The sequence below is a fragment of the Lewinella cohaerens DSM 23179 genome, from assembly GCF_000379805.1.
In the GTDB taxonomy this organism is placed as follows: domain Bacteria; phylum Bacteroidota; class Bacteroidia; order Chitinophagales; family Saprospiraceae; genus Lewinella; species Lewinella cohaerens.
This window is the reverse complement of sequence record NZ_KB903544.1, coordinates 98,315-123,841: the sequence shown is the minus strand read 5'-3', so window position 1 is coordinate 123,841 and position 25,527 is coordinate 98,315. Positions and strand designations below refer to the sequence as shown.

Below are 25,527 nucleotides of genomic sequence, written 5' to 3'. Positions count from 1 at the left end.
ATTCCCTAAACCGCGAGCCTTGGAGAGCTTACGCTGTAAGCTTGGGCGGGGATTTGAACCACCAAAGGGACCAAGCTTATTTTGAACCATGTAAGGGATTGTAAGGAAATATAAGATGGAGATTGGATAGGGTAAATTTACGGATTTCACTCGCTCCATTAACGACCCTCAACCACCAAAAAAGCAATAGCCGCGCAGGCCGTGAGGCCGAAGCGCGGGGCCCGGAGGGGGCAAGGGCAAGGGATAGAAGCGCACCGCAGGGTAGCGGATAGCCTGGTGCCGTAGGGGTGTTTGCAAAGCAACGCACCTACCGGCATGACCCCCAAACAAGCTCTTAATGCGTCTGATCAAAATCCTCGACGATTTTCAAGACCAGCATGATATCGAAATAGAATTCTCGGATGAGGTCGAAGTTAATATTGGACGTAAAGATGCTGGGCTCTAGCAAATCTCGCTCTTCACTGATGGCAGCAAAAATATTGCGGTCGATAAAAGAGAGGTAAATGTCTTTTCCGGTGATCTCTACATAACGCGCAAGGGCATCTTGCATAGGCTCCGACAGGATGCCCTGTACGTGGGTATCTTCGGTGGCGTAGACCAGGAATTGTTCATGAAAAAAGGGGTCGTTGATTTCGTGATCTACGTTTACACCGCCCTGAAAATTGAACTCTTTGATACTGCGGGTCAGGTAATGCTTGCGATGGCGAGGCCAGACCACGATGGTGCCTTCGGTATCCTCTTCGGCAAAAATGGCGTGTAGAAAAACGCCTTCAAATACATCTTGCAGCTTGTTGGTCATACTAGACATGTCGCGCACAACCAGTTCGGAGAGCGCGAAGGGCATCTCACCTACCATGCCTTTGATAAAGTCTTCGCCCTGGTAATATTGGGCAGGGGTAGCAAAAATATTGCTTTGCTGAAATAGCAGCTTGGGGATCATCTGGCGCGGATCGTAGCTCAGGTTGGTAAAATTGAGCTGCTCATTCATAAAATCGAGGATCAGTCCTACGATCCGCGGCTTAAAGGTTTGCCGAAACTTCTGAATCTGATACGCCAGGTAAAAGATGTAGAAGGTAATGGGCATGATGAGAAACAAGGAGATCAAAACCACCCCCAAATAAGCCGAAATGGTAAGGATGAGGAAAATGATGAGCGCTGAAAGAAAAATAAGGGTAAGCAGCCGCTTACGCAAGCGCTCGGTGCGCTGCAGTTCTGGAAAAATGTGCGTATTGTAATAGCGCCGAAATGTATCTAAGTTGATCAGCTCCATATAGGTCGCAAAATAAGAAATAATTAGTGTGTGTATTGAGAAATTTACGATCTTGGTCAACTAACTATCCTCTTTTCCATGTCCTCTACGCTTCATTATCAGTCGGATGTTATTATTGTAGGTGCCGGTATTGCCGGGATCATCGCAGCTATAGAATTGCTCGACGCCGGCAAGCGGGTATTGATTCTTGATCGTGATGTAGAGCATGAACTGGGTGGGCTTGCCAAATGGGCCTTTGGGGGAATGTTTTTCGTCGACACCAAACACCAGCGCCGCAATGGCATCAAAGACAGCATAGAACTAGCTCGGCAGGATTGGTATAATTTCGCCGATTTTGCGGAAGATGAATACTGGGGCAAGCAATGGGCCGACCAGTACCTGCACCTTTGCACCGATCATGGTTATCACTGGTTGAGGAAAAACGGTATTGACTTTTTTCGGGTACTCAACTGGGCAGAACGCGGTCTGAATAATGATGGCAACTCTGTCCCCCGCTTTCACATGGTATGGGGCACGGGATGGGAGCTTGTACAGGTTTTTAAGCGAAAGCTTTTGGAGCACAAAAACAGCTCCCTTTTGAGTATCCATTACGAGCATCGTGTACTGGAACTCTTAGGCAACAGCCAAGGCATACAGGGTGTACAAGGCCAACTGGAGGGCAGTGACACGGAGTTTTCCGCTGTAGCGGAAACAGTTATTGTGGCTACTGGCGGTATCAATGGCAACATTGAGAAAATAAGAGAAAACTGGTTTTCTGCCTGGGGGAAACCACCGAAAGTTATCCTCAATGGTGCGCACAAATACGCCCTTGGCGACTTGCATGATGCTACTGCGGCAATTGACGGCAATGTTGTCAACCTGGATAAGCAATGGAACTACGCGGCGGGTATTCGGCATTATGCGCCTCGCAAAAAAGATCATGGCCTCAGCCTCGTCCCCTGCAAGACGGCTCTTTGGCTCAACTACCGGGGCGAACGTATGGGCCCAGAACCGCTGGTCACCGCCTACGATACTCGCTATCTGGTAGAGCGAATTTGTGAGGAAGAAGAAAAATACTCGTGGCAGGTGCTCAACTACGGGATTATGCTGAAGGAGTTTGCCATTTCGGGCTCGGAGCACAATCCGGCCTTTAGGGACAAGAAATTCCTCAAGGTCATCAAGACCGTTTTACTGGGCAATAAAGAACTCGTCAATAAGATGATCACCGACTGTGAGGATGTACTCGTTGCCGACACCCTGGAAGAACTTGTAGATAAAATGAATGCCCTGCAAGGCACGGATGCAGTACAGTTACAGGATGTAAAAGCAGCTGTAGCTGCCTACGACGGTAGTATTGACCAAGGACCGCCTTATCGCGACAAGCAGCAGCAACGTATTCAGCACGCCCGACAGTGGCGCGGTGACAAGGCCCGCACCAGCAATATGGTCAAAATTGGCGACCTGAAAAAAGGGCCTTTTGTGGCGATCAGGGAATTTATTCTTTCTCGGAAAAGCCTTGGCGGTATCCAAACGGACCTGGGTGGCCGGGTGCTACAGAAGCCTGATGGCGCTGGTGTGCAAGCACCCATTCCGGGCTTGTACGCTATTGGCGAAGCAGCCGGATTTGGGGGGGGTGGTATGCATGGGCACCGTTCGCTGGAGGGCACCTTTCTGGGAGGGTGTGTGATCACGGCGCGGGTGACGGCACAGGCTATTTTGGGGAAGACCTTGTGATTTTGGTTGAAGTTTAGCCACTAAAACACTAAGGCACAGAATAGCTCGTAAGAGGTAGATTTGCCGCGGAGGTACTCAGCTATTTTTAGCCACGAAGGCACAAAAACACGAAATAGCACAGTTTTCCTTACAGGATTCGCCTAGTACTTTTTTGTGTGTTTTAGTGTTTTGGCGCTTTAGTGACTATTCTTGTTTTCCTCCGCAAACATATGAGATACGGAGTTTTTATAAAACTGCTACATTTTATTCAAAATTCTCTGCCTACTTTTGTGAATTAGTTGGGATTATTCAGAAATCCTCTTTAAAGCTCCGTGTCTCTGTGCCTCTGCGGCTAGAAAACAGGCGCTTAACAAAATCAATCACTTTGTCCTCATTTCCACTGCTTCCCAATGTAAGTCAAGACCGGTTGGCCATCCGGCTCAAACCTGCGGCGGAACGGATGGTACGCAAACAGCACCCCTGGGTTTTTGAAGCCTCTATTACCAAGCAAAACAAGGAAGGTAAAGCAGGTGACCTTGCCATCATTTTTGATCAAAAGAAGAACAAGTTCCTCGCGCTAGGACTGTATGATCCTTTTTCTCCTATTCGAATCAAAGTGCTCCAATATATGCAGTCGGCCAATATTGATCGGGCGTGGTTGGAAGAGAAAATTAACGACGCATATACCAAGCGTACCTCGCTTTTGGCAACAGACACCAATAGCTATCGCCTCATTTACGGCGAAAATGACGGACTCCCCAGCTTGATCGCTGATGTATACGACCATGTTTTAGTTGTAAAGCTGTACAGCCTCATTTGGCTCCCTTACCTGCAAGACCTTTTTGAGCTTTTACTCGCAAAAAGCAAGACCAAAACGCTGGTGCTGCGACTGAGCAGGAATGTTCAGAAACAACAGGCCGCACTGCAAGGGCTGCACGACGGGCAAGTGATTTATGGCGAATTGGCTAATCCGGAGATCATCTTCCGCGAACATGGTATTCTATTCAGTGCCAACGTGATTGCAGGGCACAAAACCGGCTACTTCCTGGATCATCGCCACAACCGGAAGCGGATTGGGGAGCTGGCCGCAGGGAAGAGCGTTTTGGACGTCTTTTCTTACGCCGGCGGCTTTTCTGTACACGCTTTGGCCGGTGGCGCACGCGAAGTAACCAGTCTAGACATCAGCGCGCAGGCTTTGGAAATGGCGAAAAAGAATGCACTTCTCAATCTTGAAGACCCGCCGCTTCGCACATTGGCCCAAGATGCTTTTAAGGCCTTGGAAGAACTTCGGAATGCTGGCGAAAAGTTTGAATTAATGATCGTCGACCCACCTTCGTTTGCGAAGAAGGCCAGTGAGATCGAAGGCGCTTTGCACAGTTACGCACGCTTGGCTAAGCTGGCGATACCGCTTGTTGCAAAAGGTGGAATACTGGTACTGGCCTCTTGTTCTAGTCGAGTGAATGCCGAGGAGTTTTTCGATCTGATGACTCAAGAGCTTCAAGCTTCCAGACAGCCTTTCACGGAACTCGAGCGCAGCTTCCACGATGTGGATCACCCGATAGGATTTCCTGAAGGAGCGTATTTGAAGTGTATTTATTTTCAGCTATAAAAAGACTAAAGCTAATTCAAGCTTCCTTTCTGCCACTTTTGAGAGATGACCGGTCGGCTGGCTAGCACGAGTATCTGCAAGATGATAGCAATACAAATGAGTACGACCATCTCAAAACTCGTAATTATTGAGGAACCTTTAACGATACGTTGCGACTGATCATTGAGCATTTTGCCCTCCTTGATCTGAATAAGAGAAAGCTGCCGGAGGTTGGCAGACGCCAGATCAAAATGTTCATTGATCAAGTTGAGAACAGCAGTGTATTCGGGCCCCTCGGGGGAGAGTTGTAAATATTGAACTTCTAGGCCTTCCAAGGCAGCAACATTAGCTTTAAACCCCTGCAAACAAGCCTCTTCTTCTTCAGTGAGTAGTGTTTCCTCATAAGATAGCAGCAACTGACTAATAGCCGTATTGTGAGCGCCAACTTCTGTGCGGAGGTCAGCATCCACGAATCCGGAGCAATGATCAATCGTCAATTTCTTTTGGTACAAGTGATCAGCAATCAGATAGATATAACTTTCGACGACCAGGCGATCTTTATATACAGAAGAAAAAGAATCGCTCAACTTATTCATCTGCCATTTACCCAACAGGCTAGTTACGAGTACAATGACACAAACTATAGCGAGCAATACCGCCGCTTTTATTTTTTGCTGAATGCTATATGCCCACTTCATATTCCGAACGTTTAATTAACGTAAAATTCAAACGTACAATCAGTTTTCAATCAATATCTTGCACATCTAAATATACGAGAAATAAACTCACCTAAATGAAACACAACGGGCATATCGTCAACAAATTAGCTACGCGCCATGCTCCCTCGTTGCACGGCGCGTAGCTAAGTGCTTGTTTTTTTAATGTAAAACAATGAACAATTCTGATTGATATACCTGCTCTCCTTTCAGCGTCATCATGTAAGAACCATTAGGAATGGAAGAAACATCGATATTGGCTTCTAATCCTGAACCAGTAATATTTTTATCCATGATTTTTCTACCATCCATGTCGTAGACAGTTACCAAATCAACACCGTTCATGTTTTTTAAATGCAATATATCCTTAGCAGGAACGGGGTAGATTAAAGGCTTATTTGCAAGTTCAATATCGTCAGTAGAAACTATTTCGCTACCGTAAAATTCAATTTCACCAACGGCACTCCAAACACTTGTTCTGGTATCTCCATCACTATTAAACCTTCCATAACCTATTAATTTCACATAACGCGCCTCTGCTGTATTTACTTCATATTGATTGAAATCGGTCGTATTGGTTGCGGTTAATATCAAATCTCCTGAAGTTGGCAGGATCAGTGAGAAATCTGCGGCATCAGTCCCTGTAGTGGACACCAAAATTTGAAAGCCAAAAGCGTCTGACTTATTGGTGGTCGTAAACTGAATAAAATCAATATAATGGCTACTACTCAAATCATAAATAATATACTCCCCATCCCCTTTGTAATCTCCTGCTACAATATCATCATCATCGGCAGCCCAAACGGTGCTATTGTCCTTATCTAAAGTGTTTTTTGCGTAATTAAATTTATCGACGCCATTTACTTCTTCTCTTGAAAAAGAATGCACGGTCACCTTATCGCCAGGTACGCCTGTACCTATATTGATAAGGTCATACAAATCTGTTATATCTACACCTTCTTGGGTAACCGTTAGCGTTCTTACAATATCGTTACCTCCGGCATCTTGTGTAAATGTCACCGTACCCACTCTGCTACTTGTTTCTGTATTTTCAGTAACCATAACAGAAACGGTTGCATTGCCGGTACCAGCATCAGTATCAATCGTTATCCAGGCATCGTTGGCAGCAGCAGTCCAACTTACATTGGCATTAACAACAACATCCTCGCTGGATGCCGCCGCAGTAAACGCTGGCAAACTGCTAACCGTTAATTGGTCAACTACTTGAATAGTACAATTTCCATCATTTATATTGGCACCTAAGTTATCTAAAAAACAAGCTCCAATGCCGTAACCAACCATATCGTCAGTTGTTGGTATATAAGCCCCCATATCAGCGCCTTTTCCTTCAGACCCTGTTCCTGAAAAAGTAAAAATCTCACCATCAGCAGTAGCCGTTATTCCCGCCTCTAAAGAAAAACCAGCGTTTGTTTCCCCTAAATCATTTCCAGTATAAACGTTTCCGGTGTAAGTCAATGAAGTGCCAAGATCAGCATAAGAAGTAGGCGTATCACCCGTAATAACATCGGATATATTAGGGTCACCAGCAGCAAAATAAATTAAGTTATCTGAAACGGTTCCTGTTGGATCGGTTGACCCTTTGTCTGTATTATAAAATAACGGCGCATTGGTATTGACAATCGAGTTATTGGAAAGGTTAATATTTTCAGATTGCTGATAGCCGTTTGAAACATCTGTAGAAGTACAAACAACGGCAGCGTCATCGCCACCTCCTAAAAATGTTACACCATTATTCCATTTAGCTTGGCTGAGAACCGTAATACAATCTTGAATATAATTATTAGTAATCGTGTGGTCACTGTCCGTAATTCTGATACCGCCAGTGCCATCTACATCTTCGCCTAAAAAGTAATTTCCGTCAACGGTAGCATTAGAACCATGACGCAGCACCAAAGATCCTCTACATCTTCTAAAAGTGTTATTCGTATAGATGTTGCCTTTACTCTTATTCGTGATGATTTCATTTTCGCCGTCAGCTTCAACAAAATAGTTGTTACTAACTACTGCATTACTATTTACATTTTGATACTCACTCGTACCTATACGTATCGTTTCACTATCGCCAGCATTACTTAGCGACGCATCTATTTTTTCATAGTTGTAGAAATAATTATTAGTAATGGTATGGCCAACGGTTGCACAAGCATCTTCTTCAGCATTGTATGCATATTCTGCTAAAACCAAAGCCCCTGCACTTGCCTTATTCATGAAGGAGCAGTTGATAACGGTGTTATAAGTTCCGTACAATACAATCCACCTGTGTTTGGTAATCGAATTGTTCTCCATATCATCCGCTACATCATCTGGATGTATCGCTAAACCATCAATAGCACAATTTTGGATAGTACTATAATTTGCATAATCCGTGCCATTTCTGAATTGGATAAAATTGCTCGCTCCATAACCACCTTGCCAGTGAAAACCATCCACAACAACATAATCTCCACCAATATTCATTTGTAAGCCACCGGTAAACTTGACCCCTCCAGGGGTTTCGGCTCTAAAAACAATAGGGTTATCTGCTGTCCCATTACCAACAAAGTCTATACGCTCATCCGTATCGTAAATACCATTTGCTAATATAATTTCATCTCCAGCTACGTAAGCCTGATCCTCTAATGCCTCCGGGTCCGTAATATTATACGTGGTTTGAGAAAATATAGGAACATAAAATAGTAATAACATTAATGCTGCTAAAACCATCTGAGTCTTTAAAGCGTAGGAGTTTTTCATTTTTTTCAAAATTTATATTTGATCTGTTAAGAGCTTGACACTAAAACTAGCGCACCAAATTGGTCAACCAATATAAATATAAAAAATAATCTCCCTAAAATAAATTAAACCGTGCTTATTAGCAGGTTTACTTGTTTGTTAATCAAGCTGTTAGATGGTTTTAGTTACCAACTGCCATCCGCTCCTCAATCGCCTCTACAATCGGAAACACATCCTGGCGAATGATACCCAGGCCGCCGCCGGGGGCATAGTTGTTGTAGCCCAGGAAATACAAGCCCTCATAAGGTCCACTTCCGATAGGTTTGCGGGGTAGTTGCCGTTGATCGAAATGCTCATTGTCCAAGTGTAGCCATTCGTTGAGGGAGGCGCGGAAGCCGGTGGCTAAAATGACGGTATCAAAACGCTGTTCTTCTCCATTGGAGAATACAATACTGTTGATGGTATACTCTTCGATCCCAGGCAGTACTTTGAGTTCTCCGGAGCGGATATAATCCAGGGTCCCTAAGTCGATCACTGGTGTTTGGCCAGTTTCCCTGAGTTGTTTGGCGGGGGAAATCGCGGGGAGTTCAATTCCATATTTAGGCAAGTCACCTACGGTAAACTTACGTACCACCAAGCCCAGGGCATCGCCTAACCAATGAGGTAGTTTACCTATCTTCAAGGCAGTCACCTGCGTAGGGTTACCTAAGACTTCGCGTGGGACAATGTTTACCGGGCCACGGACGCTGATAGCTGTTTCCACCCCGTGCTCGCAGAGGTCTAGCGCTATCTCGGCACCGCTGTTACCCATGCCTACGACCAATACCCGCTTGCCTTTGTAAGGCGCAGGGTTTTGATAGTCGTGACTGTGGAGAATTTCTCCCGTAAAGTCTTCTTCGTTTTGATAATGAGGCCGAAAAGGAACCCTGTTCATCCCGGCACTGATAATCACGGCAGGTGCTTGGTAGTTGCTACCATCTTCGCACATCACCTGCCACTGTTCGCCCGTTTTTTCAATATCTACGACGGTCTTGCCAAACAGCGGCTTGATATCTCTTTTTGTAGCATACTCCTCGTAGTAGCGCACGAGGTCGGTCTTATGAACGTAACGGTCATAATCGTCGGAAAAATCCTCACCCGGCAAGTGAGACAACTCCTTGACGGTATGCAGGTGCAGCCGGTCGTAGTGGTCACGCCAACATTGGGCGACCCCCTGGCCTTTTTCCAAAATAATAAAAGAAATTCCTTTTTCCCGAAGCTGGCCTGCCGATGCTAATCCGGCGGGCCCGGCGCCAATAATGATGACCGATGGTGATGTCATTGCTGAAGTCTGATTTTTACCTTTGAAAGGTAGGGATTTTTTTGAATTCCTGCGTGACGGATGAGCTGCGACACCGTGCTTTTTAGTAATTCGGCCAATTGGGTATAAAAAACTCAATTTCGTCGGACGATGAGCTAAACAACGTTAATATCCTTGCACATTAGCCTTTCACCCCTTAATTTTGTCGCAACAAGAAGCGTCTGTATGATGTTTTCTGTATCCAACTATCAACGAGCAGAGGGGACTGATTTATGTACATACCACCGGATCATCAGCAACTATTTGAAGAAGCAGAACGCTACTGGAAACTAGGCGACGTATACCACGCCGTCAAGTTACACAAGCGTATCATCAAGCTGGTACCCGATTGGCATCCTCCTTATCTGGCTTTAGCGCGCATCTATCACCAGCGCCGCGAATGGAAACCTTCCTTTTACTATTTTAAGAAAACCATCGCTTTTCTTCCTGATTTGCGCGAAGGCTGGTGGTGCCTGGGTATTGCGGCTACTGCGTTAAGAAAAACGCGTATCGCCCGCAATGTTTGGTCAAAATTTGGACTGAGCGAACTCCCCACCACCCCAGAAGGCTTACGCCTGACCTACGATGGTACTTTTGAAATTCTGTGGATGTCGGCCATTGATCCGGCGCGTGCCAAGATTCTCAGCATTCCACACCCTGCTTCGGGTTTTCGCTTTCGCGATGAAGTATTGTACGAACGCAAACCCATTGGCCACCATATTGTAGCGCGCAAGCGCGTGCCCGTTTACGCCGAAATGGGTGTTTTCAAAACATCTCACTACCGCACGTATTCTTGCCTCATCCACGATGCTTCGGCCAAGCAGATTCAGCAATTGGAACGCTTGTGTTACGATGCTCGGCTAGGATTCGAAATATGGTCCAACGCCGCCCGTGGCATGGTTATCGACAACCCGCAGGCTTTCCCAGAATATTATGGCCGCGCTATCCTCCCTCCTGAACAAGAAGACACACCACGCGATCACGCATTGATAGCCATTGCCGCCCAAAACCAAGCAGAAGTACTACACGTCCTGGATGCCTGGGAGGTTATTGCACTGGGGCAATATTCAGATTTGCGGGGGTATTAGACAGCTCTTTAAGAGCTATCTTAGGGAATTTAATTTGAACCCAAAAAGAGATTATAAGGCCATTTAAGCTCCGTAGCAATGGGTTTTAAACCCGTTGCTACGGAGCGTGGTGCGCTTAGTTCCGCGCTAAACGGAAACCAATATAAACCGTCTTTTCCTCCGGACGCCGATATTGACGAGCAGTGACGCGGCAATCATCAGCCGACTGTAGCCAGGCACCGCCGCGAATGATCCGATGAGAACCAGAATCGGGGCCAATGGGGCCTCTTTGCAAACTACTCGGATAGCCGCCATACCAATCGTAACACCATTCCCATACGTTGCCACTCATATCGTACATGCCTGCGTTGTTGGGTTGCAGTTGTCCTACAGGTTGGGTCTGGTCTCTGCTATTGGCTTCATACCAGCCTACTTCTTCCAGGTAATTACTACCTGCATAGCGTTCTGTTTTATCGCCCATAATGCCGCCACGGGCGGCGTATTCCCATTCAGCTTCGGTAGGCAGGCGGTAACCATCGGGCATTCCGCCGCCTCTTGTACTGCGAACAGTCACCCTTCCTCCTTTCTGCTGTTCAATATTATAGACAGGGTAATAGCCGTGTTGCTCACTGAGCCAGTTACAATAAGCGGCGGCATCCAGCCAGCTGACATTGATAACTGGGCGTTGGTTGCGGCCCCAACCTTCATCGTCGGGCTTCTCCCTGGCGGTAAGTTCACAGAAGAGGTCGTATTCAGCAAAGGTGACCTCGCGTGTACCCAGGTAATAATTACCGATAATCACTTCATGGACAGGAACCTCGTCTTCATAAGCTCCCTTCTCTCCGTTGCCCATTTCGAAACCGCCGCCACTGATGAGTTCCATACGGGGGCGGGCAATATTTTTTTCTAAAAGAATGGGCGCTAACTGAAGCGGATTGGTTTTCAGTAATTCATCACCAAACTGGAAGGTCTGGCTATAGGTTTTATAGCCATCTGCTTTTATTTCTAAAATAAACGTACTCGCAGTTCTCCCTTCGATATCGCCTCTCAAGACAAATTCACCATAAAAGTCTGTTTCACCATCAAAAGCAAGTAGTCGCTGGTTCAACAGATTGGGTTGCTCCGATAGTGTCAGCGATTGTCCGGCAATAGCTTCTTGCGTTCTTGCATCTAGTAGCTGTCCGCGCAACTCAAAGCGTTTTGCTTTTGACGGTGGCGGTTCTTGTCGTTCTCGCTGCTGTCGAGCCGCTTGCCAGTCATGTGAATAAGCTTCTTCTTTTTTATCAATGATCGTCGTTTCCTGTACCCGGCGCATCTGTAGGCGTATACTATTCATCTTACCCGGCGAAGACAAAGGAGGTTCTAAACGGAAAGTAAGCGATCCGCTCCCTGGACTAATTCCCTTCGTTTGTACCGCTGGCTGGCTGCCTTCTCCAAGAGGCTCCAGAACAATTTCGGCCTCCCGATCAACGCTACGATCCAGGTAATACTCCACGTTTACTTGCAAAGCCTCGTTTTCTATGTCTGTGGTATTAACGGCCACTATTCTCGATCGCTCCCGCCCCAGCAACGTTTCCAGGTTGGGGGAATATTCAAGATTTGAAAAGTAATCCAGCGAATCAAGTAAACCGTAATAATACAGGCTCGAATCTTCAGGGCTCCCGGCATAATAATGCACCACGCCACGTGCATGCCACACATCAAGAGCTACACTGTCACTGATATACGCTTTATCTAACAAGGCTAACGAACGAGGTAGTATCGCCTGCCCTAAACTATCCTGTAAATAGGCATTCAGGTTGGCGGCGGCGGCATTGAAATACAAGCGCCCTAAATTTGCATTGGCAAGAGAATAAGACACTGTTTGGCCATTAAACGTCTCTCCATTGCCGTGAATGAGGTTATTTGCAGCGTCTAGCGCTTGCTCAAAATAGGTTGCTGCAAGCGTATCTCTACCTTCTCCAATCTGTGCCTGCTCAACGCCTTGGTTATTGTAAATAATCGCACTATCAATGACCGCCGTTTCTTTGACCAGGATGTAATTACGCAAGGGTTTTCCTGGCCTTTCGTTACGTTGTTCCGGCCTTTCGGCGAAAGCCAGCTGATAAAGGGTATCCGTAGCACCGAATTTCCACCCCAACAACAATAGCACCACGTACGCTGCGGTGAGCCACAAGGCACGTTTCAAATCTTTACGATCTGCTGGCTCCTCAGGAGTGGGCGCATCTAGTTCATAATCAACATCTTCTTCCAGCCAATCCCGAACCGACTTAGCCTGTGGCGCAATTTTAGTCGCTACTTTACTCATTGGCTGTTGAGCAGCTTCTGTTTCTCGTTTCGCTACCCGGTCCAGATCAGCCTCCTGCGCGGGCGTGAGTAAATTGCGTCGCAGCAAGAAGCGCAGGGTTTCGCGGTGATCGTCGTCGTCAGGCGCAAGGGCGAAATCCTGAATCGCCAGCGCGGTCTCTAAGTCTCGATGCGCATGAGACCCTTCGCTGATGGTTTTTACCGCCGCCAACTCCGCTTGTACTGCTGCACGGGCACGCTGCTCATCGGCTTCGTCCAACTCCTTCATCAACTCTCTGCGTAATCGTTCATCGAAGCGATCACTTTGCAGCACAGGAATACGGGCCAATTGCAACAGCTTATCGTAGGTAACATCAATACCTAAAGCCTTACCAATGGCAATGGTCATCTCCCAGCTAGGAATCGGGAATACCGCCAAAGCTTTGAACCACCTTACCAGCTCATCATCATAAGCACCGAGATATGCTTTGATAAAACGCCAGCGTCGCCAATTACGATGTTCTGTATCTGCATCTTTGCGCTGATCCTTCTGCCGGTTTTGCCAACGGTCAAAAGCGGAACCATTGGGCAGTAGCTCTTCTTCATTTTCGATGTGCAAGGCTGCTGCTGACAAGCCCTCTTCATCTGCTGGAAATACGTTCAGGACACGCGCCAATAGTTTTTCGCGATAGCTCCAGCTCACGGGTGGTACAGGCGTAAGCAATAAGCGTAGCGGCCATTGTCGTAATACACTTGCTGCTGCTAGCCTTAGACGAGGCTGATTTGGCGCATGAGGATCGACCAACTCGTGCAAATCACCAAACACCAACAAACGATGATTGGGATAAGCTCGTTGCAACTGGTCTAATGCTCGCCCTTTCGGGAAATAAGCATTCCAAAACTGGCTGAGATGTTTACGATAATAATAAACCTCAAGGTGTACATCTTGTGCACTCAGGTTATGTGCCAGGTATTTGAACAACTCCCCCAGGTGGCTGGCCCTGCTTTGCTCATCAATCAGGCACAAATATTCACTCGGCTGGGTCGCAAAACGGAAGCGCACCTCCGGAAAACCTCCACGATCAATCGTCGCTTGCAAGGTTTTAGACACATCAATCTCCTTACGTAAACCTTCCTGCCTTAAGCGCAGCGCGTCCGCCAAACGTAACAGCACTGGCGAGAACGTAATTGTAGAAGATTGATTCCGTAAAGGAATAAAATAAGGAGCTTTATCGCTGTGAGCGAAACGTGCCGAAAAGGCCTCGTCGCGAGCATCTTCCTGCTGTTTCGGCGTAAGTGGCTTCTTGCGACGAACCAACCAACGCAGCCAATAATAAAGCAGACTGATGCCCAATAAAGCCAGTACAACATAGAAACCCCAGCCCCAAGTCGCCAGCACCGACAACTTGTCTTTATGCAATTCAAACAGAGGTAAAAACGCCTGATCTTTCCCCACTTTTACCTCTAGTGTTTGGCTGGTAACACAAAAGCCCTTCGCTGTTGTATCTCTCACCGTCAGGCGCACTCGGTATTGTCCATTCTGGGCATACTCATGTTGCATCGCATAAGTACCTTCTTCCTGGGTACCATCACCAAACTCCCAGGTAAACACCCAGTTTAATGCTGGTCCAATAAGCCGCTCGTTGTCGGTAGTGGCATTGGCAATATACTCCTCTCCTTCCTCAAAAAGAGCGCGAAAATCGACTTGTTGGCCAACTTCCAACTGCTGTGGCCCTGAAATGCCCGTAACAGTAGGTGCCTCCGGGCATAGAACCGTGAAAGGCAAAGTGGCTTGGTAAAGCGTATCTTCTGCTGGATGATAAACATCAAGGCGGATTTCCCGGAGATAAGAACCACTGTCCAATGGGGGCACGATCAGCGGCCAATCAAACTGATTGGTATCAAAAACTTCTTCTTGCTGAGTAGCTAGATTCACGTAACTCCACCGCCAACGCAACGTACTACTATCGCCAGAATAGCGACTCAAATTTTTCAACAACACCGTATCCCCTGCTGCGCCAAAACCAGGCCCATCGATGTAAACAGACAACTTCTCTGAGCGGTTTTCATGCTGGGTGAGCGCGTAATAAGCATACCAAAGCCCTCCCAAAAGTGGAAGGATCAGCAACCAACGCCACCAATCATTTTCGCGAACAGGTATTTCCTCTAGTTCCAGTGGTTCGGAAACTTCTCGATAGTATTGATCGAAAATTTCGTAAAACTTCAATTGCTCTGCTTCGCTACGCACCAAAACGGGAGCAAGTAAAGCTTTAAGTTGTTCTGGTTTACGGAGGTAAGCTTTGCCAGGGCCGCCCAATACGCGTAATGCACGCAGACGATCACCCGGACTCAGGCGAAAACCCGCCAGAGTCAGACGCTGGAAGAGGTGTTCCAGCGGAAAGGTATCAATATGCGCTTTGAGGTCGGCCATTAAACTCTAAAAGATGCCCTGCATGGCATCTAGGTCTTCTTTGGTTTTTACCAAAACAGAAAGGTGATCGCGAAGGAATTCATTCTGTTCGCCGGAGGGTTTACTCATAATATCACGCATCTCCAAAATACGTAACCAAGCTACGAGTTCGGCTGTAGCCGGTGGCTTACGAACAGCTTGCTGACGCACCTGACGGAATTTCTCGATCAAACTTTTGAGTAGATCATCCGTAAATTTGGTGGCTTCGCCCAATTGGGTTTTGGCGATAGCCAGCAACGTTGCCTGGTCAGGAAAAGGGATATGGTAGAAAACACAGCGCCGCAGAAAAGCATCCGGCAGGTTTTTCTCGGAGTTACTCGTCATGATCACCACTACTCGCTGATTACCAGCGCGGCGAACCGAATAATTATCTTGCTCTTTGATTTGAAACTCATACCGCTCGATTTCCGCCAGGATATCGTTGGGGAAATCACGCGGTGCTTTGTCTATTTCGTCGATCAGCACGACACTACTGCGGGCCTCATCACCCAAATCAGCACGAAAACGGCCGTCGGCTTGTCCCTCTGGGTTAGTGAGCGCTATCGCGCGGCCCAGTGCCTGAAGTTCGATAAACTCGGAAGTGTTGATACCGCCTTTTTTATCAATGTTGGCCGCCTGAAAATGAGCCAAGGCATCATAAGTGTAAAAAAGATCACGAGCAGTGGAAGTCGTCTTGGTATTAAATATAAGCGGCTTCTCTACAAAGCTAAAATCACTCTTCTGGCTGGCCAGATCAGCAGCGACTTTAAAAGCCAGGCGCGTTTTGCCCGTGCCCGGCTCGCCGGTAAGCAGCAGTGGCTGTTCCAGCGCGATAGCTACTTCTACGGCGTTGCGCAGGGCATCACTCATGATGTATTTTTCGGCCGAAGGTTGGCTGGCCGCGGAGGTATGAATGCGAATGCTCATTGCACGATGTTATTATTATACTGATCAATGATCTTTTTCAATTCCAGTTCTACGTCTTCCATATAGTGCTCTCGGCTATTGCCAAAAACGGTTTTCATCAATTCCTTTCGGGTACGGGAATTCGGTGAAACTTGCTTATAGTGTTCTAGCCAGCGACCAATATCGCGCTGGGCAACCATATCTAACTCAGGTAATGGCTGTAGCCGTTCGGCCATTTCCAGTGCCGCGACAACCTCAGACTTCAAGTCGGCATCTTCTTCGTCATATTCGATGGCAAGAAAAAAGAGGATCGCTACGGAAGTATTGACTTTTCCTTCCTGGCAGAACTCTTTGATAAACCAGCGCGCAGCAGCAGGGGTGAGGTCGGGGTCCCAGTCATATTGACTAATGTGCAAAAATACACACACATAATCTGTTGGCTTCAGGTTTTGCAGGCGCGGACTACGCTCTAGGGCATACGTCAGGTCTTTCTCCAGCAATGGCTCATGCTCGTTGGGAGGCAGGCCCAGCATAGAGAAAAAACTCCGCAGAATATTTTGCTTATAGTGCTCCAGTTGACGACTGAACTCAAACGTCATCTCTAGCTGTAGCGACTGAATATTGGTTTTTAATTCCGGGTTGAGATAATCCTGCAATCGCCCTTCCAGGTCGTAGGAAATACGCCGAAAAAGCCCTTCATGAGATTGCAAATCACCTCCATAAAGAAAATAAAACTGCACGGGCTGTTTTTGCTCACCAAACAACTGACGAAAGGTATCGCTATGGGCTACTCGGTCGCAAGTATAGGCATGGTACTCGTGCAGGGCCGCTCCTCCGGCATCAGTAGTACTAGTTCCGACACTCTTCTTACACTCCTCTAGTAGATAGAGAATACCGCTATTGATCTGAAGAAGGTTCGTCTGGTAGTCAGACATGGTCATAAGGCCTTGCTGGAAATTCTGGACAACGAGATTTACCCTCGACATCTGTAGTTCGATGTCATTAACCATCTCCGGCAGCTGTTCTCTTGCCCAGGCAAGGAGTTGTTCCAGCGCCGGCAGTGGTTTGCTTTCCACCAGTAATTGACCGACTTGTTGGAGTGCTTGCATAGTTAATTAAGGATACCAGAAGGCTCAAGATACGATTTTACATTTTTTCATAACAACTCTGATTAAGGGCTGCCAAGCGCTGTTTTTCATTTAGCTTTTTTGCAAACGGCTTTAGCTATCACTATATTTAAGAATTATTCATTTTTTTAAACCCATATTTATGAACGTTTCTCAGCAAATCAACCACGTCAACGAGAACAATTATGATGATGATATTACCGTCACCGATGTGCCAAAAGGTTATTTCCTCGCCGTGACCAGCATTACCTTACCAGAGGGTAGTGCCACCCGAGAAGTTACTGTTCAGCTCTTGCCTTTAGAACAAGCTCCTGGAGGCACTCGAACTACCAACACCGGCCTCTTTGTCCGTAAAGCCGGTGAGGCCCAGATAAAAGTTACCGTCCAACAAGATGGCAATACGCTTGCAGAGAATACAAGTAACTATCCTTAGAGTAGTCAAACACAAAGGAACTTACAGAGATCAGGAACATCATCCTGATCTCTGCTTTTTTTGTACTTATTGGCGAATTTTGCTTTTCACCAAATGAAATTCCCCAATAGGTGTTTACTTCTAAATGAAACAGGCTGCAGCGTGTAAAAAACAGTAATAATCTTTCCGGCTTTCGGCACATAGCTACTGAAAATCAAAAAATTAGCAGCGCCAAATAAAATTTTCCCGTAACTTTGCAGTTGTTAATCCCCACACACCCCGTACACGTTACTTACTATTCAATATTTTTCATCACAAACGCTTGAGTCTCTATTTTAAACAAAAGAGACACTATTTGTTTAATTGAATAATTCACTTTTGCCATTGGAGCACCTGCCAACAACACCGCTTAACAAAAGCAGGATTGTCTTTATCGATGTCTTGCGAGCCTATGCCATCCTGATGATGCTGCAAGGCCACTTTGTGGATACGCTATTAGCAGAGTCTTACCGGAGTGCAGATTCTATGCTGTTTACCTTGTGGTCGTTTATGCGTGGAATGACTGCCCCTATTTTCTTCACCGTTACAGGCTTGGTGTTTACCTACCTTCTTTTAAAAGACGGTCGACCGCTAAAAGAAAACAAAAGGGTAAAAAAAGGATTACGACGGGGCCTATTCCTGTTGGGCATCGGCTACCTACTCAAGGTAAACTTCCCTGGCCTTCTTTTTGGCTACTTCAGCACCTGGATTTTTGCGGTAGATGTGCTACACATCATTGGTTTGGCCTTGATCGCCCTGATTGCGGTATGTGGCATACGCGAACTATTTGGGGGTTCATTAGCGACTTGGATGATTGCCTTTGGGACGGTTACTTTCTTTATTGATCCTTTCTTTACAGAAAACACCTGGGATCATTTACCTATCGTATTTGCTCATTACTTTACCAGAGACTTGGGTTCCAACTTCACGATGGTCCCCTGGCTGGGCTTTGCCTTTTTTGGCGGCGCACTGGGATATGCTTTGAGCAAAAAATCACAGTGGGCGTTTACGCACTGGTTTCCCGCCTTACTCATGGCGTTTGGTATTACGCTCACACTGGGGTCATGGCAAATGTTGGTAAACCTCTACGAGCTTACCGGCTGGCATTATCTACCAGTGTTATTTAACAACAACTATCTGTTCTGGCGATTAGGTCACGTATTTATTGTCATGTCACTGTTCATGTGGGCCATCCCAAGGATCGGCACTATCCCTCGTTTGATAACTAAAATAGGGAGCGAAACCTTGACCATCTATGGCGCCCACTACGTTATTCTTTATGGAACGTGGCTGGGAATAGGTATCTCGCAAATAGTAGGCTACCGCAGCCTTGATCCATTAACCTGTATCGTAGGTGCTGCTGTTTTCGTCTATGCGCATATCAAATTCATCCAGCACATTGAAGTCATCCGCCATTTTGTATACGAACAAATCCCTGGCTGGATCACCCGACAGTATCGCCTGGCGCTAGTTTGGTTCAAAAGAGACTGGCCAAGGCTCCGTGAGCAAATGGCGGAACGCTGGGAAGACCGCCTGGAAACCAGCCCCAGCTGGTTGCTCCCCTTAGTGAAAGTACTGGCAGGGAAAACGAAAGAGTAGAACCTAACAACGCCACCTCCAGACAAAATACAGCGAATTTTACATGAAGAATAACCGCTCACCGTTGGTTACCATTTTTTTGACGGTGTTTATCGACATGTTGGGTGTAGGGATCATTATCCCGGTATTACCTGCTTTATTTTTCGATCCCGAAACGAGCATTATTTCCACCACTTTTAGTGCCGACCAACGCTCGTTGTTATACGGGGCACTACTCGCGGTTTTCCCGCTTTTACAATTCTTTGGTGCGCCAATGCTCGGGAGTTTATCCGATCGCTATGGGCGAAAACCCGTCTTGTTGGTTTCCCAAACAGGAACCATGATTGGGTACATCCTACTGGCACTGGCCATTTATTGGCAAAACCTGCCTTTGCTCTTTTTCTCGCGGATGCTTCCCGGTTTTACCGGAGGAAATATTGCGGTCATCCTATCCAGTATCGCAGATTTAAGCGACAACAGCAGCAAGGCCAAGAACTTTGGATTAGTAGGCATGGCTTTCGGTTTGGGTTTTATCCTGGGCCCTACTATCGGTGGAATCTTAGCGGACGACACCGTCGTTTCCTGGTTTTCTGCCGCCACACCTTTTTGGTTTACGGCGGTTCTCACCTTACTCAACGTCATCTTTGTGATCGTCGCCTTTCCTGAGACACTCAAAAAACGGCGGGAAACAAAAATTAATCTACTCACCGGTTTCCGCAACCTGGCGCTTTCGTTTGGCAGTCCCAACCTGCGGCGTATTTTCACCGTAGTGCTGCTTTTATCATTGGGCTTCACCTTTTTTACGCAGTTTTTTGCCGTTTACCTGATCCAGGATTTTGCGTATTCCGAAAAAAGCATTGGCCTGCTCTTTGGCTGGGTAGGCGTCTGGCTAGCGATTACTCAGGGAGTTATTGTTCCCAGGCTCAGCAAACGTTACCCTCCGCAGCAAATCCTGACCTATTCCATTCTGGGCCTCAGTGCCTCCTTGATACTGATTTTAATTCCCAATAACGACTTGTTACTGTATGCCCTCAATCCTTTTGTAGCATTGGCCCAGGGGATCACTTCGCCTAACCTGACAGCGACGATCTCCATGCAAGCCAACGAAGATCAGCAAGGCGAAATTCTGGGGATCAACCAGTCGATGCAGTCACTAGGCCAGCTTATTCCACCACTCATCGGGGGCTACCTCATCACCATCAACACTTCAATGCCTATCTGGGTCGGGAGCGGATTGATCCTCTTGGGTTGGGTGGTATTCGTCGTCTTTTTCGGGCCAAATAAGCAGTCTAACACCCTCGATACGAAACAATTATAATTCGAGCAAAACTTCAGGGCAGCTGGCTTTGCCTATCGGCTGGCCATCGCGCTAGTGGCTTGGGCTTCAGCCCGAGCGCTGGTTTTGCGCTCGGGCTGAAGCCCAAGCTACAGGACACTAGTCGCTCTTCCGAATAGGAACCCACACCTCTTCTTCAGAATCAGGAGCATTGTTTTTATACTTTTCACCTAGCAATTCAAAGTGAGGACGACTGTCTAGTGTATAACCAGACGAGGGCAACCACTGCCCGAAAATATACCCAAGCGTTTGAGGAAAACTTGCCGGGTGCCCTCGATGGAGAAACACCGCATAAAGGCCACCAGATAATAGGAACGACTCCATGTTTTCTGGCAATTCATCGAAACTGGCGACTTCCGCCAAAGCGTATTTGGTGAAAACCGTCGTTGGCTGAAAATTTTGGAGATCAAGCGGTGGATCGTAAACTACCAAATTACAAAGATCCGTTCCTGGAATTTGCAGGATGGTTCCCCTCTCCTTCATAAATGACTGCCAAAGTTCCGAGGTCCGATCCCCCGCTAAAGACATTGGGAGAGACTTACCGATAAACTTTTTTTCTGGGAGAAGTGCTGTTCTGAGGTACATGAAAGGCAGGTATTTTAACAATGGGCAACAAAATACGTAATATCGTACCTTTAGGCACGACTACCTCAAGGTCGGTATTATGACGCAAGAAGTTTTATTACAATTATTCTACGGTTACGGCCAAATCAGCGTCTGCACTTTCGCGGGTGTAGCCCTCTTGGCGATCTGGCACCATATCACCCGAGGTAACGATTTGCTCCAGCGCGACCCCGGCCTTTTGTGGTTATCAATTTCGGTGTTGGTATGGGGTTTATCGGGTTGGGTAGAAGTAGCACAAGCGCACACCATTGCCGGCAGCGCCACCGACCACCTGCGTTTTGAAGGCTGGAAAAGCATGCTGTCGATCTTCAACAGTGCTTTTATTTTATTGGCCCTCCCTCGTTTCCGACATTTACCCCGATTGATCAAACCTGTCGTTCAGTCTGATTCGTGGCGAATTTTGGTAGGTGTAAGTTTCACCTTTGCCAGTATTCTGACACTCCTGATGCTGGCGGGCTGGATCGTGCCGGTCAAAGCTCAATTTATTTACGCGATAGATCTTGCCTTTGCTGTTTTTACCCTTTTCTTTCTCGGCCTCACCTTCTGGAATTCTTTTGAGAAACGCGGCTTACGGCTATTGGCCTATTTGGCGATATTCTCCATCGCCTTCACCTTACTGGCGCAAGTTTTCAAACTGACAGATGCCCCTTTTTACAAGATGCTCCTCAACGGTACTTTTAAAAGCATCCTAATCACCTTGTTTTTTGCCTTGGCACTAAGCTGGGTAGAAGAACTCGCCAAAACGACGGTAAAACAAGCCAGTACTGCTGGTTTTCTGTTGTTCAACCAAAAAAAGGAAGGAAGCAAGTGGTTGTATGAAATCATCCTTCACCTACCTCCATATTTGCATGGGCAACGATTGTTGCTCACCGAAAAAAATTATGCCCTTTTACAGGCTTTCGCCGAAAGCAAATCAGCACAACCCAACGCGGGATGGTTAGAAATCCAGCCCAAATCGAGCAACGGCAAAAATTACGACATCAAGGATTACAATGAAATCAATCGCCTGCTAGCAAACATCCTGCAAGCTATCCCAGACGCTAACGACGAGCACAAGCAATGGCTTAAAGACCGCTTGTTTGAATACGGCAAGCAGCGGCATATTCGATTGAGGTTGGGGGTGGAGGAGCTTGGGCTTACCTCATAGGTTTTTGAACCACCAAGGGCACCAAGGTTTTTGGGTTTTTAACACATAGACACATAGTCGGATTATTGGGCGCGTATCATTGGAAGTACTTTCTCTGTGGCTATCTTTTAAAAAGAGTGGGGGGCAGGCTACCACCCTATTATAAAAAAAATATGTCAGAAAAAGATTTCGAGCCATTATTGGCTTTTTTAAAAAGAACTCCTGCTGTTAGAAACGAGATGTCTTTCGGAGTTAAGGATAACTTATGGTGGGTAAAGTTCTCCATCGAAATAACTGATCCGCTTTCATGGAATGTAGTTCAAGAACTTGGTCATGTCCTTAATTATCTTTCGACGGAAGAACCTTTACCTAGTTTGTTTTATCCAGTTTCCCCTCCACCCTATATGAATGGCGGGCCTCAGGTCTATCTGTCTTGGATAATTGAAAATACTGACGAAAAATTCACACCTAAACTAGCAGCAGAATGGCTTGAGGCAAGACTTCCATATCCAGTAGATGACCGTAATCAATGGAAAATGTAATAGTTTATCACATTTCATCCTAGTAAAGCCGCCAGAAAATCATACAAAGAGATTGGTGAGCAAGAAATTTAAATGGCCGAAATACAAGACACAGAGATGTAGGTGCAACCTACATCGAACAAAAAAACAACAATTATGAAATATTTCAAATTCTTGATGCTTATTGGCCTTATGGTGAGCAGTGGAGTTTTGTTGTTTTCTAAGAATTTAGATCAACAGTCTTACCTGTCCATATTATATCCTGCAGTGATGACCATTACGACATTATTTCTCTTTAGACCTGCGTTGATTGATGAAAGTAGTGAAGTTACCTTTAAACCAACCATCACCAGACTTCTCCTTGTTGGTCTATTTACTTTTCACTTTTCAAAAAACGGGTATTTTGAAGGATTCAATACTTTTACTTTCTTGATAATACTCTCTTTACTTGCCCTTTTATCATTGGCCCTCATCAATATAAAGAAACAGGATTAGCGATGTGGGAGGTTTAGGTCTACGTAATTGGAACTACTTTCTATGTGGCTATGTGTTGAAAAGAGTGGGGGTATTTTAACACATAGGCACATAGTTTTTCTCCCAAAACCACTTCTGACACTTACTGACAAATCCCAAATTCTTTCTGACATCTCCCCTGATCATTTCTGAAGAAGTCCATTCCTCACCGCTACCTGCGGGATATTGCGAGCAAAAAAAATGGATTTACAACAACTCAAAGAAATGCTGGATGCGGTTTTGCAGCCGGTAATGATCACCATGTTATTGGGCACGGGCCTATGGCTTACTATTAGGCTCGGGCTTATTCAATTTCGGCGCTTTGCGCATGGGGTGGCGGTCGCCAGTGGCAAGTACGACGATCCGGATGATCCTGGTGATGTCAGTCATTTTCAGGCGCTCACGACGGCTTTGTCGGCTACCGTGGGGATTGGGAATATCGCGGGGGTTGCGATTGCGATCCACTGGGGCGGGCCAGGGGCACTGTTCTGGATGTGGGTAACCGCCGTGCTGGGCATGGCCACCAAATACGGCGAAGTAACCCTGGCCCAGCACTTTCGTGAAGTCGATGCGAAGGGTAATATCGCGGGTGGCCCTATGTATTACATCGAAAAAGGCCTGGGTCCACGCTGGAAGCCTGTGGCCATGCTGGTCGCTGGTGCCTTGATGCTGACGGCCTTCCTTTCGGGCAATGCTATACAAGCCAACTCTATCGCGGATTTGGCGCAAACGGAATTGGGCGTCGCTCCGGCCTGGACGGGCCTCGTCAGTAGCGTCTTGGTGGGCGTGGTTATCCTGGGAGGCATCCAGCGTATTGGTAAGGTTACGAGCATCATTGCCCCGGTGATGGCACTGCTTTATGTGGGTGGTGGCCTGGCGGTGCTCTTTATTCATGCAGATAGTATTCTACCCGCGTTTCAGTTGATTTTTACGGAGGCGTTTAATCCTACCGCCGGGGTGGCCGGTACGGGTGTAGGCGTATTTTTGCAAACCATGATGTGGGGTATCCGGCGAGGGCTGTTCTCCAATGAGGCCGGGCAGGGTTCGGCGCCGATTGCACACTCTGCCGCCCGGGCCAAGGAACCTGCTTCAGAGGGAGTAGTTGCCTTGATTGAGCCCTTTATTGATACGCTCGTCATTTGTACAATCACAGGCCTGGTGATTATCTCCACTGGGGTATGGTCAGCGACAACGCCCACCACTCTCGCCTTGAGCGGAGGTGACCTGAGTATTGTAACGACAGAAGGTCTTGCCTTATCGGCGAAAGAACAGATGGACTTTGTAGAACTGTCTTACGAAAATGGCGTTCCCAAAGAGGAGCAAGCTCACCAATTCGCATGGCATGAAGTAGCGGTGGCACAACTCTTCGTAGATGCTGAACAGCAAACTCCCTTCACAGGAACCATTTCTCCAGCAGAAGGGATGGCCTATCTAAGTAATGGCGAAACAAAGACAGCACTCTACGGACAGGCGGTCGAGAATGGTGCGCCCCTCACCCGCCTGGCCTACGTTTCGGTATTGGGAACAACAGGGAGCGTGATTGTAGGCCTCTGTGTCTTCCTTTTCGGCATTTCGACGTCTATTTCGTGGAGTTATTACGGCGACCGCTGTGTCCATTATCTTTTTGGAGAGCGGGGAATCGTGCCTTACAAGGTGGTTTATGTGCTGATGCATTTTGTGGGTGCGATCACGGCACTCAACGTCATCTGGGGTCTGGGGGACTTGGTACTGGCTTTTGTGACGATCCCCAATGTATTGGCACTGGTATTACTATCTGGGACGATTAAGAAACTGACGGATCGGTACTTTGAGAGTAGGTAGAGGCGTAAAGGCGAGGCGACGGAGGTGCAACCTACGCCGAACAGGACATGTTTTGAGCACGCTAGGTACAAACCCACGCCGAACAGTATCAATTAGATGAAGTTAAAAAATGCGTGGAGCGAACAGCGGAACGCGCCGCACGGAGGAGGAGCAGCAGCGATAGCAGCGGTACCGACCAGCGGGAGGTGATAGCGAATAGCGCGATGGCGAGCCGATAGGCAAAGCCAGCTGCCAAAATAGCCTAAAAACAACGATCCCGAAGATAGCAGCTGCCGTCTTCGGGATTCGTCTTAAATCTAAGTATTGCGCAGAAAACAAACTACGATTTTCCCTAGGTTTTCTAAATAGTTAACACACTTGAAGTGAATCGTTTAGCTAACTATT

Annotated in this window: 18 protein-coding genes; 10 read left to right on the top strand and 8 right to left on the bottom strand. The window is 47.0% G+C overall.

Going from position 1 to position 25,527, the window contains the following annotated elements:
* Positions 1-334 precede the first annotated feature (334 nt).
* Positions 335-1,330 (bottom strand): DUF3137 domain-containing protein, encoded by a 996-nt coding sequence (locus A3EU_RS0113945; RefSeq protein WP_044085913.1) that lies wholly within the window; start codon positions 1,328-1,330, stop codon positions 335-337.
* A gap of 18 nt (positions 1,331-1,348) precedes the next feature.
* Between A3EU_RS0113945 and A3EU_RS0113940 the strand changes: the two genes are divergently transcribed.
* Together A3EU_RS0113940 and A3EU_RS0113935 are read left to right on the top strand one after the other, a co-directional pair.
* Entirely contained in the window at positions 1,349-2,983 is a 1,635-nt protein-coding gene (locus A3EU_RS0113940) for an FAD-binding dehydrogenase (RefSeq protein WP_020536791.1), read from the top strand.
* A 364-nt stretch (positions 2,984-3,347) separates the two neighbouring features.
* Complete coding sequence (locus A3EU_RS0113935) at positions 3,348-4,571, top strand: class I SAM-dependent rRNA methyltransferase (RefSeq protein WP_020536790.1); 1,224 nt, start codon at positions 3,348-3,350, stop codon at positions 4,569-4,571.
* An 11-nt stretch (positions 4,572-4,582) separates the two neighbouring features.
* Here the strand turns inward: A3EU_RS0113935 and A3EU_RS0113930 are convergent, their stop codons facing one another.
* The 3 genes from A3EU_RS0113930 to A3EU_RS30475 form a co-directional block, all read right to left on the bottom strand.
* Entirely contained in the window at positions 4,583-5,248 is a 666-nt protein-coding gene (locus A3EU_RS0113930; RefSeq protein ID WP_020536789.1) for an MCP four helix bundle domain-containing protein, read from the bottom strand.
* 180 nt (positions 5,249-5,428) lie between these two features.
* Positions 5,429-7,972, bottom strand: a complete 2,544-nt coding sequence (locus tag A3EU_RS0113925) for a chondroitinase-B domain-containing protein (protein WP_211213936.1) — start codon at positions 7,970-7,972, stop codon at positions 5,429-5,431.
* 208 nt (positions 7,973-8,180) lie between these two features.
* The gene (locus A3EU_RS30475; protein WP_020536787.1) at positions 8,181-9,320 is read right to left on the bottom strand and encodes a flavin-containing monooxygenase; all 1,140 of its coding nucleotides are present in this window, start codon (positions 9,318-9,320) and stop codon (positions 8,181-8,183) included.
* A 251-nt stretch (positions 9,321-9,571) separates the two neighbouring features.
* On the opposite strand from A3EU_RS30475, the gene A3EU_RS0113915 reads away from it, so the two are divergent.
* Complete coding sequence (locus A3EU_RS0113915; RefSeq protein WP_026211396.1) at positions 9,572-10,426, top strand: tetratricopeptide repeat protein; 855 nt, start codon at positions 9,572-9,574, stop codon at positions 10,424-10,426.
* A 115-nt stretch (positions 10,427-10,541) separates the two neighbouring features.
* On the opposite strand, the gene A3EU_RS33790 is transcribed toward A3EU_RS0113915, so the two are convergent.
* From A3EU_RS33790 to A3EU_RS0113900, 3 genes are read right to left on the bottom strand one after another with little or no spacing between them, the layout of a single operon-like run.
* Positions 10,542-15,122 (bottom strand): SUMF1/EgtB/PvdO family nonheme iron enzyme, encoded by a 4,581-nt coding sequence (locus tag A3EU_RS33790; RefSeq protein ID WP_020536786.1) that lies wholly within the window; start codon positions 15,120-15,122, stop codon positions 10,542-10,544.
* Between the two features lie 6 nt (positions 15,123-15,128).
* The gene (locus A3EU_RS0113905) at positions 15,129-16,067 is read right to left on the bottom strand and encodes an AAA family ATPase (RefSeq protein WP_020536785.1); all 939 of its coding nucleotides are present in this window, start codon (positions 16,065-16,067) and stop codon (positions 15,129-15,131) included.
* Complete coding sequence (locus A3EU_RS0113900) at positions 16,064-17,155, bottom strand: hypothetical protein (protein ID WP_020536784.1); 1,092 nt, start codon at positions 17,153-17,155, stop codon at positions 16,064-16,066. Before A3EU_RS0113900 ends, A3EU_RS0113905 begins: the two co-directional genes overlap by 4 nt.
* Before the next feature lie 160 nt (positions 17,156-17,315).
* Here A3EU_RS0113900 and A3EU_RS0113895 point away from each other — a divergent pair, with 160 nt between their 5' ends.
* From A3EU_RS0113895 to A3EU_RS0113885, 3 genes are all read left to right on the top strand, one after another.
* Complete coding sequence (locus tag A3EU_RS0113895) at positions 17,316-17,606, top strand: hypothetical protein (RefSeq protein WP_020536783.1); 291 nt, start codon at positions 17,316-17,318, stop codon at positions 17,604-17,606.
* A gap of 342 nt (positions 17,607-17,948) precedes the next feature.
* Positions 17,949-19,223 (top strand): heparan-alpha-glucosaminide N-acetyltransferase domain-containing protein, encoded by a 1,275-nt coding sequence (locus tag A3EU_RS30465; protein ID WP_020536782.1) that lies wholly within the window; start codon positions 17,949-17,951, stop codon positions 19,221-19,223.
* A gap of 43 nt (positions 19,224-19,266) precedes the next feature.
* On the top strand, positions 19,267-20,520 hold the full coding sequence (locus tag A3EU_RS0113885; RefSeq protein ID WP_020536781.1) for a tetracycline resistance MFS efflux pump: 1,254 nt from the start codon (positions 19,267-19,269) through the stop codon (positions 20,518-20,520).
* A 117-nt stretch (positions 20,521-20,637) separates the two neighbouring features.
* Here A3EU_RS0113885 and A3EU_RS0113880 read toward each other — a convergent pair whose 3' ends face one another.
* Positions 20,638-21,123: a GyrI-like domain-containing protein gene (locus A3EU_RS0113880; protein WP_020536780.1), complete on the bottom strand. Its 486-nt coding sequence runs from the start codon at positions 21,121-21,123 to the stop codon at positions 20,638-20,640.
* Between the two features lie 79 nt (positions 21,124-21,202).
* Between A3EU_RS0113880 and A3EU_RS0113875 the strand changes: the two genes are divergently transcribed.
* The 4 genes from A3EU_RS0113875 (at position 21,203) to A3EU_RS0113860 (ending at position 25,143) form a co-directional block, all read left to right on the top strand.
* Entirely contained in the window at positions 21,203-22,309 is a 1,107-nt protein-coding gene (locus tag A3EU_RS0113875) for a hypothetical protein (protein ID WP_020536779.1), read from the top strand.
* Positions 22,310-22,461: 152 nt separating this feature from the next.
* Entirely contained in the window at positions 22,462-22,830 is a 369-nt protein-coding gene (locus A3EU_RS30460; protein ID WP_020536778.1) for a hypothetical protein, read from the top strand.
* 135 nt (positions 22,831-22,965) lie between these two features.
* The gene (locus A3EU_RS0113865) at positions 22,966-23,304 is read left to right on the top strand and encodes a hypothetical protein (RefSeq protein ID WP_020536777.1); all 339 of its coding nucleotides are present in this window, start codon (positions 22,966-22,968) and stop codon (positions 23,302-23,304) included.
* 219 nt (positions 23,305-23,523) lie between these two features.
* Positions 23,524-25,143: an alanine/glycine:cation symporter family protein gene (locus tag A3EU_RS0113860; RefSeq protein ID WP_020536776.1), complete on the top strand. Its 1,620-nt coding sequence runs from the start codon at positions 23,524-23,526 to the stop codon at positions 25,141-25,143.
* The last annotated feature ends 384 nt before the right edge of the window (positions 25,144-25,527 follow it).

What these genes read in the sequence shown, in the direction of transcription:
- A3EU_RS0113940 (WP_020536791.1), top strand. Translation starts at nt 1,349, where the DNA reads ATGTCCTCTACGCTTCATTATCAGTCGGATGTTATTATTGTAGGTGCC.
- A3EU_RS0113930 (WP_020536789.1), bottom strand. Translation starts at nt 5,248, where the DNA reads ATGAAGTGGGCATATAGCATTCAGCAAAAAATAAAAGCGGCGGTATTG.
- A3EU_RS0113925 (WP_211213936.1), bottom strand. Translation starts at nt 7,972, where the DNA reads ATGTTATTACTATTTTATGTTCCTATATTTTCTCAAACCACGTATAAT.
- A3EU_RS30475 (WP_020536787.1), bottom strand. Translation starts at nt 9,320, where the DNA reads ATGACATCACCATCGGTCATCATTATTGGCGCCGGGCCCGCCGGATTA.
- A3EU_RS0113915 (WP_026211396.1), top strand. Translation starts at nt 9,572, where the DNA reads ATGTACATACCACCGGATCATCAGCAACTATTTGAAGAAGCAGAACGC.
- A3EU_RS33790 (WP_020536786.1), bottom strand. Translation starts at nt 15,122, where the DNA reads ATGGCCGACCTCAAAGCGCATATTGATACCTTTCCGCTGGAACACCTC.
- A3EU_RS0113905 (WP_020536785.1), bottom strand. Translation starts at nt 16,067, where the DNA reads ATGAGCATTCGCATTCATACCTCCGCGGCCAGCCAACCTTCGGCCGAA.
- A3EU_RS0113900 (WP_020536784.1), bottom strand. Translation starts at nt 17,155, where the DNA reads ATGCAAGCACTCCAACAAGTCGGTCAATTACTGGTGGAAAGCAAACCA.
- A3EU_RS0113895 (WP_020536783.1), top strand. Translation starts at nt 17,316, where the DNA reads ATGAACGTTTCTCAGCAAATCAACCACGTCAACGAGAACAATTATGAT.
- A3EU_RS0113885 (WP_020536781.1), top strand. Translation starts at nt 19,267, where the DNA reads ATGAAGAATAACCGCTCACCGTTGGTTACCATTTTTTTGACGGTGTTT.
- A3EU_RS0113880 (WP_020536780.1), bottom strand. Translation starts at nt 21,123, where the DNA reads ATGTACCTCAGAACAGCACTTCTCCCAGAAAAAAAGTTTATCGGTAAG.
- A3EU_RS0113875 (WP_020536779.1), top strand. Translation starts at nt 21,203, where the DNA reads ATGACGCAAGAAGTTTTATTACAATTATTCTACGGTTACGGCCAAATC.
- A3EU_RS30460 (WP_020536778.1), top strand. Translation starts at nt 22,462, where the DNA reads ATGTCAGAAAAAGATTTCGAGCCATTATTGGCTTTTTTAAAAAGAACT.
- A3EU_RS0113865 (WP_020536777.1), top strand. Translation starts at nt 22,966, where the DNA reads ATGAAATATTTCAAATTCTTGATGCTTATTGGCCTTATGGTGAGCAGT.
- A3EU_RS0113860 (WP_020536776.1), top strand. Translation starts at nt 23,524, where the DNA reads ATGGATTTACAACAACTCAAAGAAATGCTGGATGCGGTTTTGCAGCCG.